This is a genomic window from Cupriavidus sp. FW305-F7, from assembly GCF_058782875.1.
This window is the reverse complement of record NZ_JBYSYC010000005.1, coordinates 240,863-258,126: the sequence shown is the minus strand read 5'-3', so window position 1 is coordinate 258,126 and position 17,264 is coordinate 240,863. Positions and strand designations below refer to the sequence as shown.

19 protein-coding genes are annotated in these 17,264 nt (G+C 61.5%); 8 read left to right on the top strand and 11 right to left on the bottom strand.

Translation table 11 applies throughout. The features are described 5' to 3' along the window. Positions 1–439: 439 nt before the first annotated feature. Entirely contained in the window at positions 440–2,254 is a 1,815-nt protein-coding gene (locus AC3WL8_RS07290) for an L-lactate permease (RefSeq protein ID WP_153957052.1), read from the bottom strand. A gap of 370 nt (positions 2,255–2,624) precedes the next feature. On the opposite strand from AC3WL8_RS07290, the gene AC3WL8_RS07285 reads away from it, so the two are divergent. From AC3WL8_RS07285 to AC3WL8_RS07265, 5 genes are all read left to right on the top strand, one after another. After that, on the top strand, positions 2,625–3,095 hold the full coding sequence (locus AC3WL8_RS07285) for a cupin domain-containing protein (protein WP_492378073.1): 471 nt from the start codon (positions 2,625–2,627) through the stop codon (positions 3,093–3,095). A 431-nt stretch (positions 3,096–3,526) separates the two neighbouring features. Continuing rightward, on the top strand, positions 3,527–4,471 hold the full coding sequence (locus AC3WL8_RS07280; RefSeq protein ID WP_013953070.1) for a histone deacetylase family protein: 945 nt from the start codon (positions 3,527–3,529) through the stop codon (positions 4,469–4,471). 221 nt (positions 4,472–4,692) lie between these two features. Further along, positions 4,693–5,004, top strand: coding sequence for a hypothetical protein (locus AC3WL8_RS07275; RefSeq protein ID WP_148271662.1), 312 nt, complete (start codon positions 4,693–4,695; stop codon positions 5,002–5,004). A gap of 33 nt (positions 5,005–5,037) precedes the next feature. Beyond that, positions 5,038–5,307, top strand: coding sequence for a hypothetical protein (locus AC3WL8_RS07270; RefSeq protein ID WP_013953073.1), 270 nt, complete (start codon positions 5,038–5,040; stop codon positions 5,305–5,307). Between the two features lie 8 nt (positions 5,308–5,315). After that, complete coding sequence (locus AC3WL8_RS07265; protein ID WP_492378072.1) at positions 5,316–5,489, top strand: hypothetical protein; 174 nt, start codon at positions 5,316–5,318, stop codon at positions 5,487–5,489. Positions 5,490–5,609: 120 nt separating this feature from the next. Here AC3WL8_RS07265 and AC3WL8_RS07260 read toward each other — a convergent pair whose 3' ends face one another. From AC3WL8_RS07260 to AC3WL8_RS07245, 4 genes are all read right to left on the bottom strand, one after another. Next, entirely contained in the window at positions 5,610–5,831 is a 222-nt protein-coding gene (locus AC3WL8_RS07260) for a hypothetical protein (RefSeq protein WP_492378071.1), read from the bottom strand. 247 nt (positions 5,832–6,078) lie between these two features. After that, positions 6,079–6,666 carry a hypothetical protein gene (locus tag AC3WL8_RS07255; protein WP_492378070.1) on the bottom strand — a complete coding sequence of 196 codons (588 nt, stop codon included), beginning with the start codon at positions 6,664–6,666 and terminating at the stop codon, positions 6,079–6,081. A 64-nt stretch (positions 6,667–6,730) separates the two neighbouring features. Beyond that, positions 6,731–6,985, bottom strand: coding sequence for an RNA-binding protein (locus AC3WL8_RS07250; protein ID WP_114130830.1), 255 nt, complete (start codon positions 6,983–6,985; stop codon positions 6,731–6,733). A gap of 252 nt (positions 6,986–7,237) precedes the next feature. Continuing rightward, positions 7,238–8,437, bottom strand: a complete 1,200-nt coding sequence (locus AC3WL8_RS07245) for a hypothetical protein (RefSeq protein WP_492378069.1) — start codon at positions 8,435–8,437, stop codon at positions 7,238–7,240. Positions 8,438–8,819: 382 nt separating this feature from the next. On the opposite strand from AC3WL8_RS07245, the gene AC3WL8_RS07240 reads away from it, so the two are divergent. Both AC3WL8_RS07240 and AC3WL8_RS07235 read left to right on the top strand, forming a co-directional pair. Beyond that, positions 8,820–9,125 (top strand): YciI family protein, encoded by a 306-nt coding sequence (locus AC3WL8_RS07240; RefSeq protein WP_018314678.1) that lies wholly within the window; start codon positions 8,820–8,822, stop codon positions 9,123–9,125. 174 nt (positions 9,126–9,299) lie between these two features. Continuing rightward, positions 9,300–10,070 (top strand): helix-turn-helix transcriptional regulator, encoded by a 771-nt coding sequence (locus AC3WL8_RS07235; protein ID WP_013953082.1) that lies wholly within the window; start codon positions 9,300–9,302, stop codon positions 10,068–10,070. 17 nt (positions 10,071–10,087) lie between these two features. Here AC3WL8_RS07235 and AC3WL8_RS07230 read toward each other — a convergent pair whose 3' ends face one another. The 5 genes from AC3WL8_RS07230 to AC3WL8_RS07210 form a co-directional block, all read right to left on the bottom strand. Next, positions 10,088–10,585 carry a RidA family protein gene (locus AC3WL8_RS07230; protein WP_492378068.1) on the bottom strand — a complete coding sequence of 166 codons (498 nt, stop codon included), beginning with the start codon at positions 10,583–10,585 and terminating at the stop codon, positions 10,088–10,090. After that, positions 10,570–11,436: a PhzF family phenazine biosynthesis protein gene (locus tag AC3WL8_RS07225; RefSeq protein ID WP_492378076.1), complete on the bottom strand. Its 867-nt coding sequence runs from the start codon at positions 11,434–11,436 to the stop codon at positions 10,570–10,572. The genes AC3WL8_RS07230 and AC3WL8_RS07225 overlap by 16 nt, the downstream gene beginning before the upstream one ends. Beyond that, positions 11,429–12,412, bottom strand: a complete 984-nt coding sequence (locus AC3WL8_RS07220; RefSeq protein WP_153953554.1) for a Bug family tripartite tricarboxylate transporter substrate binding protein — start codon at positions 12,410–12,412, stop codon at positions 11,429–11,431. Before AC3WL8_RS07220 ends, AC3WL8_RS07225 begins: the two co-directional genes overlap by 8 nt. A gap of 465 nt (positions 12,413–12,877) precedes the next feature. Further along, positions 12,878–13,504, bottom strand: a complete 627-nt coding sequence (locus tag AC3WL8_RS07215; RefSeq protein WP_013953086.1) for a hydrolase — start codon at positions 13,502–13,504, stop codon at positions 12,878–12,880. A 137-nt stretch (positions 13,505–13,641) separates the two neighbouring features. Then, the gene (locus AC3WL8_RS07210; protein ID WP_013953087.1) at positions 13,642–14,340 is read right to left on the bottom strand and encodes a hydrolase; all 699 of its coding nucleotides are present in this window, start codon (positions 14,338–14,340) and stop codon (positions 13,642–13,644) included. A gap of 370 nt (positions 14,341–14,710) precedes the next feature. Here AC3WL8_RS07210 and AC3WL8_RS07205 point away from each other — a divergent pair, with 370 nt between their 5' ends. Continuing rightward, complete coding sequence (locus AC3WL8_RS07205; protein WP_492378067.1) at positions 14,711–16,294, top strand: MFS transporter; 1,584 nt, start codon at positions 14,711–14,713, stop codon at positions 16,292–16,294. A 155-nt stretch (positions 16,295–16,449) separates the two neighbouring features. Here AC3WL8_RS07205 and AC3WL8_RS07200 read toward each other — a convergent pair whose 3' ends face one another. Next, positions 16,450–16,773, bottom strand: coding sequence for a hypothetical protein (locus tag AC3WL8_RS07200; protein ID WP_013953089.1), 324 nt, complete (start codon positions 16,771–16,773; stop codon positions 16,450–16,452). Between the last annotated feature and the right edge of the window lie 491 nt (positions 16,774–17,264).

The window sequence follows — 17,264 nt, the reverse complement described above, 5'->3', positions numbered from 1 at the left end:
GGCAAGTTAACAGCTCGACACCTTGTTTACAACCCCTGCAAAGAAAAATGCCGTTCAGACTTAACTGAACGGCATTACCGTTATTGCCCTGTCTTGGGCCCCGGCAACGCTGGCCTCACGCTCTTCCTGGTCTGACGTGCTGCCGGCATCCGTTGCTAGCCAAGCCTGGCCGAAGGGCAACGGCAGTTGCCGGCCATCAAGCGTCGTAGATCCGCGCGATCACTCGGTAGTTGGAACGTCGGCTCCAGCAAGCTAACGGACTTTTGGCCAGCGATGCAAGTCGCTTCATCGGCCTTCCAAGACGTTCGCCGGTTGGTAGTTGGCTGGCAGCTTCGATGGGTGAAGCTGCCAGCCAACATATACGAAGTGCTGCTCTCCCACAATGAGTGGCCGGATCAACGGACGCCGTCTGGTCTGTGTCGAATCTCCTCTTCATGCTTCATTTTCCGACCGGTGGTATCGGAATGATCCCCGGGAAGACGTAAGCTTGCAGAAGCGCTATCAGGCCGATAACCGCGGCTCCGGCGATTGAGTGCCAGAAAATTGTGCGGAAGATCGGTCCCAGCGCATGCGATCTCTCCTCTGGCTCGTCATAGCATGCTGCGCAGGCCACCATGATGGACTGCGCGTCGATCATTTTTCCCATCACGCCACCGGTCGAGTTCGTGGCGACGATCAGGATCGGATTCAAATTGAGTTGTTCGGCAGTGATTCGCTGTAGGCTACCGAACAGGGCATTGGAGGCAGTGTCGGAGCCCGTCAGGAAGACGCCGAGCCAGCCCAGGTAGGCGGCAAAGAAGGGATACAGGAAGCCGGCCCCAGTGAACGCGAGGCCGAGCACCGCGTCAGTACCGGCGTACCGCGTCAGGAAGCCGAGTCCAAGGACTTGCGCAATCACCAGGACTGGAATCTTCATGCGCTGGAGGGTCTGGGCGAAAGCCGCCTTCCATTGCGCCGCGCTCAGCCTGAGAACCAGGCCGGACAGGATCGCGGCCACGAATACGCCGGTCCCAGCGGCCGAGAGCCAGTTGATGGTGAACCTTGCCACCTCCGGCTTGGCATTGGCTGGCGCCACCGGGGGCATCCGTTGCACCAGGTTGTGCAGGGCGGGCATGTCCCAGACCGGCAGCGAGAGCGTCCCTGAGAATGGTGAGCCAAGCAAGGTCGTGGAAAACGTGATCGAGGAGAACAGGTTGTTCAAATACTTCTTAAACTCCGGTATGCCCCAGATGGCGCAGCAAAGGATCAGGATCACCCAGGGCAGCCATGCGTAGACTGTCTCCCGGGTCGTGTACGAGTACTTCCACTCGGTACTGTCGACCGTGGCTGTCGCGCTGGCCTTGCCGGCCGCAGCCAGCGCCTCGCGCTCGGCCCTGAGCAGGAAGCGTGTCTTCGGATGCCATGCAAAGCGCAGGAACAGTGCGGTGCAGATGACCGAGAACACGCCGGAGACCACATCCGTCATCAGGTGGAACTCGTTGGTTCCTGACGCGAACCACTGCATGACGGCGAACGATGCCCCCGCGCACAGCGCCGCTGGCCACACCTCGAATGCTTCCTTCCAGGTGCCGCCTTCCATCTTCACGAACGTGGCAACAAGCCAGAACGGGACCAGGACCGAGACAAAGGGCAGTTGGCGGCCGGCCATTGCGGACAGCGTGACTTGGTCCAGGCCGCTCACCGCTGCCAGCGTGACGATCGGCGTGCCAATCGCTCCCCACGCGACCGGCGCGGTATTGGCCAGAAGATTCAGGACAGCGGACTGGAAGGGCTTGAATCCCAGGCCCACCATCACCGCACCCGCGATCGCCACCGGCGTCCCGAAGCCCGAAGTTCCCTCGATGATCGCCCCGAATGAAAACGCGATCAGCACGCACTGCAGCCGCCGATCGAACGAGATATGGATGATGGACTCCTTCACAATCTCGAACTTGCCCGTCACTACGGTCATCGTGTACAGGAACATCGCAGCCAGGACGATCCAGATGATGCCCAGGAAGCCGGACAGCGACCCGAGCGCAAAGGCTGACGCCGCCGAGGCAAGCGGCATCCTGAAGACGATGCAGGAGACCAGGAAAGCCGCGATGACGCCATAGAGCGCCGCATAGGGTGCAGAAATGCCGAGGTGTACGTTGCCTTGCGAATCGCGGTGCCGATGCAGGGCAATGAAGTACAAGAGCACAAGGATCGGGATCGCTGCCACCACTGTGGAAAGAAACACGTTCCCGAGCGGATTGTATGTCTGCTGGTACATGGTTTCCCTCATCGGTTACCCCGTTCAAACGAATCGGATGCTGCACATTCAGTGGGCGGATTAGTATCCGGCACGCGAGTTGTTCTTAGGCCGGCGAAGAGCAGCGGGGTCCGCAAAAATTCTACCGCCGCGTGCACCAGCCAGCAAACCTGAAGGTGTTCCTGGATCGTGGCCCGATGTCACGACCGCGCGGCAATAGCGTAATGGACTGTGAGTCATGCAGCGACCGGCGCTGTCAGTTGACGTGCTGGGCTAGCCACCTAAACTTGAATTGATCAGGAGCATTTCCCAGTAATCGGTGGCTGGCCGGAGTCTGTAGAACTGGCAGCTTCCATGCCAACCCCACTTCAATTGTGGCTGGAGCGATGAAATGGGTTCTGAGTCAAAGCCAAATTGGCGCGATTACGGAGTCAAGATCATTCCTGGCTCCCAACTCGATCTCAATACACCTCAAACGCCTGGCATGACGAGAGCGGCCGCAATCACACATGCGCGGGCGGGGGCTAGCAAACTTTGGGCAGGCACGGTCACCATTGATGCCAATGCCAAAACGGGAGCTCACCATCATGGCGAATTGGAAAGCGTCATATACGTTGTGAGCGGCCGGGCACGTATGCGATGGGGTGTAAATCTGGAGTTTGTCGCAGAGGCAGGGCCTGGCGATTTCATCTACGTGCCGCCATTCGTACCTCATCAAGAGATCAATGCAAGCAAAACTGAGGTTCTCAGTTGTGTGGTGGTCCGCAGCGGTCAAGATCCAATTGTCATTAACCTGGATATCAAACCCGCCGAGCCACCGGAAGAAGTCTATTGGGTCGATCCCATTCATCCGCATCCGTGAGTCCGACATGGGTATGAGCGGTTGGGGGGCGGATGAACGGCGGTTCAGGAACGTTCGGCGGAAAGAGCCCGCCGAAGACCGAATGCGACAAGATCAAGCCCCGGCCAAGGCGCCGGGCACAAACGGCGGCGGCCCTTAACCGGCTGGACCTGGAGCGGGCCATCGCGGCTTCAACCGCCCCCTGAGCAGGACTCTGCCGCTTCCGGCCAGCGCCACCGCCCGATGGGGCCACCCATCAAGAAGTTAACTACCACGCACAAAACGCCCGGCCGTGCCGGGCTGGCGCTGCGACTCTTCAAAAAGGCTGGACAGTTGGTGTTTGCGCACTCCTGATATATTACATACCTGGTGGGATTGCCGTGACGATCGACGTAGGCCACCGGTGTGCGATTCAGGGAATCGTCGCCGGTTGAAACCGAGTACAGCCGAACATGACAACTACGATTATTTATACCCATACCGCGTGTCTCGAACACCGCCCCGGGCCGCACCATCCGGAGTCGCCTGAACGCCTTAGAGCCGTCGTGCAGGCGTTGCGAACGCCGGAGTTCGCTTCGCTGGAATGGCGCGATGCGCCAATGGGCACCGTCGAGCAGTTGCAATTGATCCACGATTTGCACTACATCGACGAGATCGCGCAAAGCGCCCCCACCCAGGGATACGTGCCGCTGGACGCGGGCGATACGATCATGTCTCCGGGCTCGTGGGAAGCCGTCATGCGCTGCGTCGGCGCTGCTTGCGCGGGTGTCGATGCGGTGATGGACGGCCAGGCGCGTAACGTGTTCTGTGCGACGCGGCCGTGCGGCCATCACGCTGAACCGGCGAAGGCGATGGGCTTTTGCATTTTCAACCAGGCGGCGATCGCGGCAGCCTACGCCTATGAGGTCCACAAACTCGAGCGCGTCGCTGTGGTCGATTTCGATGTGCATCACGGCAATGGAACGCAGGCAGCATTCTTCGACCGCCCGGAGCTGTTCTATGCATCCAGCCACCAGTCGCCTTTCTATCCCGGTACTGGAGCCCGGTCCGAGACAGGGGTGAACCACAATATTGTCAACGTTCCGTTGCCTCGCGGCTGTGAGCCGGCGCAGTTCCGTGCCGCGATTTCCGCCCTTGTGCTTCCCTCGCTAAGGGCATTCGCCCCCGAGATCCTCATTGTCTCCGCGGGATTCGACGCGCACCGCCTGGATCCCCTCGCTGGCATGAACCTGGAAGACAGCGACTTCCATTGGATCACCAAGGAACTGATGCAGATTGCCGACGAGACGTGCGACGGCCGCATCGTATCGATCCTGGAAGGAGGCTATAGTCTTGACGCATTGGCTACGAGTGCAATGGCTCATGTCAGCGCTCTGATGCAGCTCGATGCCGGGTGAAGAGACAGCGGTGCGACCGCGTTCAGCGCCGATAATACGTCGTCGCGCATGATGGTTGCCCCGGAACTCTTCATGACACTGTCCAGCGTTGCACGCACGCTCGCAGGCGCCCTCGCGGCTCCGACGATCCAGGCGGTCGCGCTACGTGAACTCAACAAGAATCCATCCTAGGAGACCTTTGGGGTACCTCCAGCGCTGCATCAGGAACTGAAGATTTCCAGGTGCCCTTCTCCCATCGGCCGTTTCTTGCCGGCCATCAAGCGACATCCCCGCAGAAGACCGCGCGGACGCTCAAACGTCAGGTATGGCCAAACAGCGGACGCTTGACGCGCGCCGCAACTGACGTGGGATCGTCGGCCACTCACGAACCATTGCCACCCTTTGAGGAACGGCTTGCGCATGGGAATTTGTTCTCGGCGACACTCATTCGTGCCATCATCGGCTGCGGGCAAGGGATGCTTTCTTTTGTCGGAGGAGGCTTCTTCAGCCTGGCTCTCTACGAGCATGCGAAGGCGGCGTTGTGCGACAACTGACCGCCGTTTCTACCCAGCACGGAGGAGGTGAAAATGGTCGAATCAAGAAATGGACTTTGGAGGCGGACGGGCGCAATGCTGGCCGCAGCCGGACTCCTGGCGCTATCGGGGGCTGCCCTGGCCACCAACCAGTCGCAACAGCGCCAACAAGGCAGGGACGCAAACCAGGCTGCCAAACAGGAAGCGCGCGCGGGCAAGGTCGACTGCCGGGCTGCAAACCAGAAAAGCAACTCCCAGTGCCGGCAAGACAAGCGCGACACGAAGCAGGAGGGCCGCCAGGAAAAACGGGACATCAAGTACTAGCGCGGCCGATGCTGGCCGACGAAACGATGCTACGTATTCGTGCGGCCGCTTTCTGGCGCGGCCCTGTTCACGCGCAACCGGCCAACTACGGCCACTCGACTGCGCTCTCAGGCCGACATTCGAATGTCGGCTTCTTTCTGAAAGTGCTGCTTGAAGACGCCATTGCGACTGCCCCGGTCTGAACGGCAGCAGTGGGTCAGGGACGATCGCAGGTTCCCAGCGTGCATCCGACGGGACGACCGGCCAGGACCGGTCGGTCGTCGAGCCCGTCAATTTTGGGCTCTGGACCTCGCACCATTATTTCACTTCTCGTCGGGGCCCTTGTATGGCTGAAGTTTCCCAAGCACTTGCGCAACCAACGGCACTGTGGTGATGACCCCTACAGCGAGCAGCGTCCAGCCGACGGCGCGGCGTTGTTCCGGATTCATTCGGTCGCTGAGCAACAGTGCGAGGCCCGCAGCGCCTGCCGCCCGTGTTCCGGCAATCAATCCAATTTCTGGAATGGTCAGTGATACCTGTTTCATCTGTGCCTCCTGGCGGGTTGGACAGATTCGAAGTAGTTTGCGGCGCGTGCGGCACGCGGTCTGTGCGCAAGCCGACACTGCTGACGGTTAAAAGTCAACGAGACACGCTGACGGGACACGGCGAGTCAAGGACGCGAGGGGCGGTTCACCATGGCGACACGGCATTGTCCGCGCGCCGACCGCGGACACTAGGAAAGGGGCCCGCATGGTCGGCGGGCTTGGCCTGTCCTGTGATGATCCTGTGCTGCTACTTGCCTGCGCCCGGCTGCACGGATACAGCAACGGCCTCGGTATAGACTGCTTCGACCCGGCCGCCCTTCTTGATGCTCTTGATACGTTCCGGATCCTCGACCAGGAGGTCCACGGTGCGTCCTTTCGGCCCCTTCAGGGTGACGGTCTTGGTGCTGGTGTTGACCGCGACGACGTCCGCCGTGACGGTCACTTCCCGGCCAATTGTGCCGCCCGGCTTCGCTCCCGGCGCTGCACGATCCGAGATTTCGCGCTCACGCATTGCAAGCGGCCCGCTACCTTTCTTGAGGCTCATGGTCAGAGCTTCTTTGTACTCGATCGTGACGGTATCTCCGACCTTAAGTTGCTCGAAGTTCCTCGCCTCCGGTCCCACGACGAGATCCGTGGTCCTGCCGTCGGCGGATTTCAGCGAGACTGTTCGCGTCGGCACATCGATCTTGACGATCTTGGCGGTGAGTTTCGCCGTGCCGGTCGCGGTCGCCTGTCCAGCTGACTGCGTGACATCCACGCGGGTTCCGGGTTGCGCCCACGCAGAAGCGGTAGCCGCTACCATCACCGCCGCAGCCAGAAGTGTCGTTCGTTTCAAGCTGTATCCCTTCTGATCAGACTTGCATTGCGCCCATTCGCGATGTCCTATGCCGCCCCTCGCTTTAGTTGAAGCGCTCTCTCATCACGAGGGCGGAGATCTTGTGACCTTTCCAGAACATGTCGTGGATACGCCCCCGCAGCTTGTCCAGCGTGTCATCGTCGAGCGTATCGAAGGTCAGCCGCACGGCAGGCCTGGTACCGTCGCCTTCCATGTATTCGATGCTGGTGTATTCCGGGAATCCGTACTTCACCAGGAAGGCGCCGATTTCCTCATCGGTGGTTTTGGCGTCGAGGTTTCCAAGCAAGAGAATAGACATGACTCACCTCCGCAAAACGGTGCCGGCAGTCGCATTCTGCGCATGGGGACTGAGCGCGGCAGCCAGGCCCCCGATTTGCGTCTTGTTCCGAACTGTAGCGTCAGCCATGGTCGCAACAGAACTGAATCTTTTCGGACGATGAGATAAGAAAAGCTTCTTCTACGTATGGCTGGAAGCGCGCGGTGCGCATCCGAGAAATGCGCATCGGGAAAGTACCTGGTCATCAGCAGATCCACATGCGGCTTCAGTTCCTCAATCCTTGTTGGGCTGAATCTTCATGGCGCTGTCGTCAGTGAAATTGTAGAGGTGCGTGTTGTCCGGCGTTTCCCCGATCCGTGTACCGCGCGGGCGAAACTCAAGGTGGCGGCGGAAATTCTCGCTGTCTGACCTGGCGCTCCGGTTAGCAAGTCTGGCCGCCTCCTGGTAGGTCATCGGTTCCTTTTCCTTCTCGATCTCCAGCAGCAACGTACGTTCGTTAACACGCACGCTGTACTTGCCCAGGTTATAGAGGAGGTACATCGCGAACAGGTTGTCGAAGTCCTGATACGCCCCCTCTTCCCTGCGGAAGTCCAGGGACAAGACCGATGGGAAACGATTGGGCAAGTCCTTGAACGCCACCTTTTCGTCCTCGTGAGGATCGACATAGGACGAGCCACCATATTTCTTGTACAGCACCACATCCATGCCATACCCGCTCTTGCCCCACTCCTCGATGAGCTTCATCGCCATTTCGGTGGGAACGTTGGCCGTGGCGGCCGCCACCACGCGCCGCCCGGAGAGAACCCTGGCACTGGTGACATCGAGGTCCCTGTAGTTGGCACCAAACTTGAATGCGGCCCCGATGGTCTTGGCGCAGTTGAGGCGCAAGTAATCGTACTTGATCTCGCCCCTGTGATACTCGGTGTTCCTGGCCCGTCGGTGATAGTCGTAATTGATGCGTTTGAAGTACGCCGCAAGGGCCGCCTTGTCGCTCGCCGGTACGCCATAGACGCGCACGCCGATGATCGAGCGCTTGTAGATCTCGCCAAAGTCGAGGCCAAACGAAGCAGTCTGCGCGATAGAGGAGACCGTCTTGTACAGGTACTCCTTCTTCGGAATGGCCACCATCAGATCATTCGTGTAGAAACCTGTTGCGTGCCTGCGTGCGCGGTCGGCATAGAAATTGGCTGAGTAGACCAGATCGTCACCAGGTACTTCGTCTCGAATCGCAAGGGCGATATGGCCGGCCGATCCGCCCTTGGAAGTGCCGAAACTGATCAGCAACTCCAGATCGTAGGGATCCTCGCGAAGAAGGTCGGCAATATGGTCGATGTTCGCGGGATCGGGCCCGCCCTTGCTGCCGAAGCTGGCGGCGACTGCCGCCCCGGACCACAAAACGGCCAAGACTACAAGCCAGATTGCCAGCCGCATCCTCATCGTACCTCCTACGCCATCGGCTATCACGTTACCCATACAGTGGCTCCTTGGTAATTATTACCGGTGTTAGGGGCATTTGTGTGCATGATGGCCGCAAAGACTTGTGCTTCGCCGGGAACAACGCGTCCCGTGTTAGTCTCATTGCACTTTGATCCGTGAGGCCGTCGGCATGGCTAGCCAGTTGTAACGGCAGCGCTAAAACACGGCAAACTTAATGCTGGATGAAAGTACAGCCAATGAGAGCAAGACTATGCAGGATCAACGGCTACATGCTCGGAATCTGCACGTGTTAGAGCGCATCATCCGTATTAGGGCGCGTTACACATCGCCTCATAACAGGCTAGGCCTCACAAACAGCACCGACCTCAACCGAAGGACCGAAATGACGAAATACCTTATCTCCTTTCCTGGAAAAGCGATGGAAGTCCCCGCCGAGGACTTTGCCGCCGTGGGCGAAGCTGCGCACGAGGTCATACGCGAGGCGAAGGCTGCAGGCGTGTACGTGTTCGGTGGTGGTATCAATGAGGATGTCGCACCACTCATGGTCGCCTCAGACGGCACGGTCACAAACGAAACCTATCCCCAGACGAAGGAGTTCGACGGTGGCTTCTGTGTCCTGCAGCTCCCGTCGCGCGAAGCCGCCATCCTGTGGGCTGCGAAGATCGCCAAAGCTTGCCGCTGCTCGCAGGAACTCCGCGAGTTTGGGTATGACCCCGAGAGCTGACGGGCAGGGCCCGTACCCACTACGATCGAAGACACTCTCCCGCATCTACTTTCTTTATCGCCGCGTGCGCGGCTCCGCCGATTTGGCGCTCCGCTGCCCCCACTCCGCTGCCCCCAGTCCACGGAACGGCGTATTATCGGTGGCATTCCGCCTGTGACCGCCGGAACGCCTGCGATGACCAACGATCCTCACCTGTCGCCCAAGCTTCACCTGACCGCCGAGCATGGATTCGCCCTGCATGACAGCCGACAGCCTGCTTTTCGCCGAGCATGGCACGTCCACGACTGCGGCATGCTGTTGTGGCCGCGCATGGGCAGGCTCAGGACGGTTTGGAACGATTCGTCCGGCGAGCCAGACGCACTGCATGCCGCTTCGCTGGTGCGCGGTACCGCTGTATTGCTGCATGCGTCGACGTCGCACCTGACGGCATCCGAGCACGGCCTTCAGCAGCACGGGGAACTCTATCTGCCGCCCGATCGCCTGCCCGTGTGCCTACGGTTCGGCGCCATGCACCTGGACGCCGCGACGATCGCGATGCTTGAGGCGCTGCTCGCGCCTACGATCTCATACAACAGCGCGTCCTGGCTCGTGCGCGCCATCGTGGCGCAGATCATGACGAGCCGGCCGCTGGCGATGCCCGAAGAGCCGGCGTCCGTCGCACTGCGCATGGTCCAGCGCTTCCATGCGGCGCTCGAACGCGACATGCCCTTGCCATCGATCGATACCGTGGCCGGCGAACTGGGCATCTCGATCCGACATTTGCAGCGCGCCTGTCAGATCGAGTTCGGCGCGACGCCCGTGACGGTACGGCGTCGTATTCTGGCCGAGCACGCACGCAAGCTGATTGCAGGAGGCCGGTCCGCCGCCTGCGTCAGCATGGACCTCGGCTTTGCCTCCAGCGGGCATCTGCACCGGCTGCTGCGCGAGGTGCCGGCGCCGTCCTAGCCTAGCGGCCGACGCGTTCAGGCCGTCATCACAATGGCGTCGACCTCAATCTCCGTCCAAGCCCGGTCCGGTAAGCTCGCCACGCCAAGCGCGCTGCGTGCCGGCAGCGGCTGACCGGGGAATGCTGCGCGCATAACCGCCGAGGCCGCATCGAGCACTGCCGCATGTCGTGTAAAGTCCGGTGCCGCGCGGATGAAGCCACGCAAGCGAACGATCTGGACCACGCGCGCCAACTCGCCATCGCAAGCCAGCCGCAGTATGGCCAGTGCATTCAGCACCGATACTTCGGCGGCATGGCGGGCGAGTCCCAGATCATCGTCGCTCCGGCATTGGCCGGCCATGGCCACGCCATTCCGCCGGCATACCTGACCGGCAATCGACACCCATTGCGATGTGCCGACCTGGATCGCGCAATACGGCGCATAGCTGCCACGTGGACTTGACACTTCGGGCAACGTGAATCCGGCTGCGGCAAGCCGCGCCTCGGGGGAACTGTCCGTCACGCATTGCTCCAAGTCACGCTGCCGCTGAGCCAGCATCCGTCAGGCTCGCCCGAATCCGTATGGCGCGGCGCCACGAGAATTTCCGAGGGGCTGCCCATAGCATCGCCTTGCCAGACCGCGATGGAAGACACCTTTCCATCAGGGCCAGCCAGTTCACCCGCCTGGTTCAGAAAGCCCCATAAGGCAGCCGCCGCTATGCCGGTGGCGGCATCCTCGGGATAGCCGGACGACTTTGGAAATTGCCGCGCATGGATCACGGGTCGGCCGTCCGCTTTCGATACGCCAAATGCATAGGGATAGAGCCCGGTCGAGCCGATCGATGCGCAGAGGGACTCCATCGTCGAGAAGTCCGGTTGCAAGCTGTCGAGCACCGCCACGGAAGGCAAGGCGATGAGCGTCTTGACGCGACTCGTCGCGGCATTGGTGGCCGCATACGTACCGGCCGGAAGACCAAGTTGCGCCGCCACTCGGCCCGATGCCCCGGCGTCCAGCGCCTGGGTACGCACCGTAGGCTGCGAGATCCAAACGGATTGCAGCGCATCGTCCCAGTACGCCAGCACGATGCCACTCAGCGTCTCGATGCGCACCGCCGGGGTCGTCCAGCGGCCCCATTGGCGCAACGCCCACAGCGTGCCCACGGTGGCGTGGCCGCACATCTCCATCTCGTGCTGCGGAACGAAGAATCGGAAACGCCAGTCGCAACCGATATCACTCGGCAATACAAAGGCGGACTCGTGCCCATATGCGGAAGCAACCCTTCGCATTTCCGCCGCGCTCATGCCACGGGCATCGGAGACCAGCGGCACCGGATTGCCGCCTCGCCCATCGCGTACAAAGACCCGGATCAGACTGACATTACTCACCTGTAGCTCCCACGGAACTGGCAATCTTGCCCCAGTACGGGATGTCTGCTTGAACCGCGGCCTGCAGTGCGGCGGGTGTACCGAGGCGCGCCGCCACACCTTTGCTCGATAGATCGGCCACGACCGCATTGTCAGAGAGTACCTTGTTCAGTGCTGCATTGAAGCGATCGACAATCGCAGCGGGCGTTCCCTTCGGAAAGGCGATGCCGTACCACAGTTGCTGCTGGAAGCCTGGCACGCCTTGGCTGGCGAACGTCGGTACATCGGGCAGCAGCGGTGTCGGAGCGGTCACGGCAATGGCCGCAATCTTGTGTGCCTTGATGTATGGCGCCAGTCCCACCGGATTGTCGAACATGATTTGCACCTGTCCACCAATCAGATCAGTGTATGCCGGCGCCGCACCGCGATACGGGACGTGAACCATCGGCACGGCGACGAGCTTCTGAAACTGCTCGCCCATCAGGTGCGACACGGTGCCGACACCAACCGAACCGAAGCTGTGCTGCGCCTTGTCGGCCTTCAGTCTGCTGACAAGCGCCTTGGCATCCGCCACCTGCAAGGTGTTGTTGACGGCCAGCACATAAGGCGACGTGCCAATGAATCCGGCATAGGCGAAGTCCTTTGCCGGGTTGTACGTCAGCTTTGGATACAGGGCGACGCTTACCGCGTGCGTGCTCGTCGTGACCACCCCGGCCGTATAGCCATCGGCCGCAGCCCGCGCGACATAGGCAGACCCAAGCGTGCCGCCTGCGCCGCTGCGATTGTCGATCACGACGGGGCGGCCGAGCTCACGCTGCAACAGCGGCTGGATGGAGCGAACCACCAGATCGGTACCGCCGCCAGCCGGAAATGGCACGACCACGGTGATCGGCTTTGATGGCCAGGTTTCCGCATACGCGGCGACGCAACTTGCTGCGGCCGCGGCCGCCAGCACGGCGCAGCGGGCCTTGCGCGTTGAAATGGACAGGATGGACATGTGCACTCCGCTTGTTGGAATGCATGGAGTCTACGAACGTGTCGGGCGGGCTACGAACCGGAATGCGACTTTCAGCCATCCGAAATGCGCATGCGCCGGGGGCTTGGAATGACGACCGGCGGTTGCCGGCCAGTAGCGTTCAATCGGCGCACGATCGGGAAAATCGAGGCCGGCAAGGAAGGACTCGTCGGAGAGATCGGCTACATTGGCGTAATTGCATCGGGGACGAGTGCCATCACCAGATTTGAGTCCACCATGAGTACTGCCGCACCTCAAGCCCACGCCTTCTATCGCGAAGTCGCAAATTCGGGCGTGGTCTGGTCTATCCGCGACGACGACGGTTTGCCGGCGCCCTTCGGTTACGACGGAAGGCGCGGGGTCGGAAAGCGCCGGTCGCCCCCTCCCCTCAACTTACGTCCCTCAGAATGAGGCAGAGTTAGCCGCATGCATGACCGATACACGCGCTCATGTCGGTTTGATCATGTCACGCGCGTATGCGAGCCCCGTGCCATACCCACCACCATGCTCAACCACGATCGAGCGAGCCTTCTCATATGTGTCATGACGCGTCCAGTCTCTCTGAAATTCGAGAAGGAGTTGGAGCCAGGAAGTCATGACTGCGCCAGCGGAAGCCATCCGTCGCAACGCAAGGTCATGGCTTGTTGGTGTCAGTCCACCGCAAGCATCGGCAACCACGTAGACTTGATATCCCTCGGACAGCGCTGAAAGAACCGGGAAGCTCACGCACGCCTCCGTCAGCATGCCCGCGATGATCAGCGTACGCTTTCCGGTAGCCGTAATCGCGTCGCGGACCGCATCGTCTTCCCAAAGGTTCATGTTGCGGCGTTCAATCGGCGTGACGTTTGGCAGCACTTCCCGAAAAGCCGGCATCAATGGGCCGCTGTAGACCTTCGAGGCCGAAGTGGAGACCACAACCGGCAAGTCAAAGGCGACCGCCGTCTTCGCGACCGCAAGGCCATTACTGCGCAGAATCTGGGGGTCTTGAGAACCCGCGGCGAACGCAAGGCCCGCCTGTTCATCAACGAGGATCAATGCACAATCCGCGGGTTCGAGCAACGGTAGTTTGGACATGGGAGTTCTCCTGTTCATTTGAGACCGCGATCTTGCTTCAAGCCGCGGTCTGAGTCAGTCGGGATTGAAGTAGGCAGTTGGCCCCGTTTCTGAAATGACTGGACGTCCTATGGAACGTCCAGCTCGCGAATGCGGAATTACCGCTCGATCACCTGTGCATGGACCGGAGCCAGCGATTCGTGCTTCGTGGCGGTGCGCTGCTCGGCCTTGTGGACCATGGTGTAGGCGTAGTCCACGCCCATGCCGTAGGCACCCGAGTGTTCCTTGGCCACCTTCATTACCGCGTCGTACGTGTCGCGGTTCTTCCAGTCGCGCTGCCATTCAAGCAGCACCTGCTGCCAGGTCACCGGCACCACGCCGGCCTGCACCATGCGCTGCATCGCGTAGTCGTGCGCTTCCTTGGTGGTGCCGCCCGAGGCGTCGGCCACCATGTAGATCTCGTAGTTGCCTTCGAGCATCGCGCAGAGCGCGAACGTGGTGTTGCAGACCTCGGTCCACAGGCCGGCGACAATCACCTTCTTGCGGCCGTTGGCGGCCAGCGCGTCGCGCACCTTCTGGTCGTCCCACGAGTTCATCGAGGTGCGTTCGAGCGTCTGCTTACCCGGGAACACGTCGAGCAGTTCGGGGTAGGTATAGCCCGAGAACGAGTCAGACTCGACCGTGGTAATGGTGGTCGGGATGTCGAAGATCTTGGCCGCCTTGGCCAGGCCGACCACGTTGTTCTTCATGGTCTGGCGGTCCATCGACTGCACGCCAAAGGCCATCTGGGGCTGATGGTCGATGAAGATAATCTGGCTGTTGTGCGGGGTCAGGACTTCCAGTTTGGCGTTCGACATAATGTTCTCCGGTATATGTTTATTCAATGATTTTGAGCTTCTGGCTGCCGGCGCTGCTTTCGCTCTGTTGCGTTGTAGCGTCGTCCATGTGCAGAACTATAGCGGCGATAGCTTTGCTCAAAGTGATCCATTCGCTGACATGTTATTCAAATATTTTGAATTTTTGAGATTCGCCAAACGGTAACTCCGGAGGTGCAGCGAGGGATGCGACTCGGGAAGTGCCAACCGGGCACGGGTCGACCTATGGCGCTTCCCGGCCCAGTCGCCAAGGGCAACTCTCGGGTAGGCCGCGCTCCCTTTACTATGCTAGTCACCATCGACCGGCACGGGAGCGAACTTGGATAACCCGGATCTTCTCGATAGCGACCAAATGACCGCGCACGTCGTCGCTGCCCAAGCGAGCCCGTGCGACGAACTCGTCATCCGCACGCAGCCCACCGCGGTCGACCGCCCGTGCCGGCGCAAGCGTCTGGCACTCGCCGCGACGATCCTCGGCTCAAGCATGGCGTTCATCGACGGCTCCGCCCTCAATGTCGCGCTACCCGCCATTCAGAGCGAACTCGGCACGAGCGTCGCTGCAATGCAGTGGATCGTTAACGCCTACCTGCTCTTTCTCGGGTCCCTCGTGCTGGTGGGCGGATCGATGGGCGACAAGCTCGGCCGCCGCACGGTGTTCATCGCGGGCATCGGGGTCTTCACGCTGGCGTCGGCCGCTTGCGGGTTCGCGCCGGACGCGAATTCGCTGATCGCCGCGCGCGCAGTGCAGGGCATTGGCGCAGCACTGTTCGTACCCAGTAGTCTCGCGATCATCGGCGCCGTGTACGAAGGAGAAGCGCGCGGACGGGCAATCGGCACCTGGGCGGCCGTCGGGGCGATCACGTCCGCGGTGGCGCCGGTGGCGGGCGGCTGGCTCGTCGACGTGTTGTCCTGGCGCGCGATATTCTTCCTCAACGTCCCGCTTGCAGCGGTGACGATCGCGCTCGCGATTTCGTCGGTGCCGAACAGCCACAAGCTCGATGCGCCTCAACGGTTGGACTGGCCCGGCGCGCTTAGCGTCGCAGCGGGGCTCGCTGCCCTCACTTACGGTCTGACCGAGGCGTCTGCGCGCGGTTTCGCGGATCCGCTTGTACTGTGCGCGATCGGCGCCGGCGCGTTCGTGCTGGTCGCATTCGTGATGATCGAAGCGAACAGCCGTCACCCCATGATGCCGCTCGACGTGTTCCGCTCACGCGATTTCACCGGCGCCAACCTCGTCACACTGCTGCTCTACTTCGGCCTGAGCGGCGCACTGTTCTTCCTGCCGTTCACGCTGATCCGCGCACATGCCTACACCGCAACCGAAGCGGGCGCGGCGCTGCTGCCGGTGCCGGTCGTCATCGGCTTGTTGTCGCGCTTCACCGGCGGCCTGACGAGCCGCTTCGGTTCGCGGATCCTGTTGAGCGCTGGCCCGAGTGTCGCCGGAATCGGGTTCGTGATGCTGGCGTTGCCGTTCGTGCGCGGCAGCTATTGGGCCGGATTTTTCCCTGCGCTCAGCGTGCTCGGGCTTGGCATGACGATCACCGTCGCGCCGCTCACGACGATTGTGATGGACTCGGTGCCGGCTGACCACGCAGGCGTTGCGTCCGGCATCAACAATGCGGTTGCACGTGTGGCGAGCCTGCTGGCGATTGCGGTGCTGGGCATCGTGTTCGTGTGGTCGCACCAAGCGGCGCTGTCGGCGCGGCTCGATGAACTGGACGTTCCCAGGGACGCACGCCGGACCGGGCAGTTGCTGGAGCCGGGCGCGCAAGCCGGGGCCGCAGAGGGCGATGCCCATTTGCCGACTCAGACACCCGTGGCGCTGGCAGAAGCCGAAGCTATCACCGACGCGCTGCGCGCCGTTGCGCTGGTGTCCGCTGTGTGCGCGTTCGCCGGAGCGGGTCTCGCGGTGGCGACCATCCAACCCCGCAGGTGATATGCCTCGTGTCTCCGGACGCGTCCGTTGCCTGTCGGCGCCCTCCCCGCGGCGAAGGCAGATGGGTCAAGAAACCGGGGAATGTCGTGCCGCTGGCGCCATTTCTGGCGTCGCAGCCGGATGCCAGTCCAGGCGCAGGAGCAACCGGTCGCCGCTTACAGCGGCCCGGGCAGCGTCTTCAGGCCGATCCAGAGCACCACGATGACAACATTGACCGGTACGCAGAGCGCGCCGGGCACGTAGAAGAGCGCGGACAGCGCAGGCGCGGACAGCACCAGTTCCACCACGCTACCCAGCCCATAGCAACAGACACCGCACCAGAGCCAGCGCCGCATGTACGTTAGCAGCCAATGCGCGCGCGCCTTGTTGAAATGCCAGGCGAGGGCTCGTTCAGCGCGGTTGCCCTGGCTGGCGTCCCGGTACAGCCAACCGAAGAAAAAGTAGCGGTACAGCAGGGCGCGAAAGGTCTGCTCTTGCATGATCACTCCTTTGGCCGCTGCCAGCCTGTGGAGTGTAAAAGTCATTCAAGCCCACAGCGCAGGCCGGATGCCAGCGGCGCAGGCCAATTTCCGTTCTGTTCAATGTCATTGGTAGAAACGCCCGGCACGGAAGTCAAGCGTGACGGGAATCGCTGCCGGCACAGGACGGTCACGTGGTGGCACTGCTGCGCCGCAGCGCAAATGGGCAAGCGCACTGGAACCCGGCCAGCCATTTGGCCTGACTCGGCAGACGATGCGGTTGCGCCGACTCTCTTGCCTGGGATCACGGCAGCAAGACAGCGATGACTCGGATGGAGGGCCCCCTGGGGCATAAGCTGCCCGCGCCGAACGGGATTTTCCCCTATTTGGAGTAATGGGCTGGTCGTGCTACGCTCCTCAGCGAGCGATACCCGTCCCGACGTCGTGCCCCGGTGGGGCCGCGCATCTGCAGGGCAATCCGCAGGGCGTTTCGGGCTCATTCTCATCGCTTA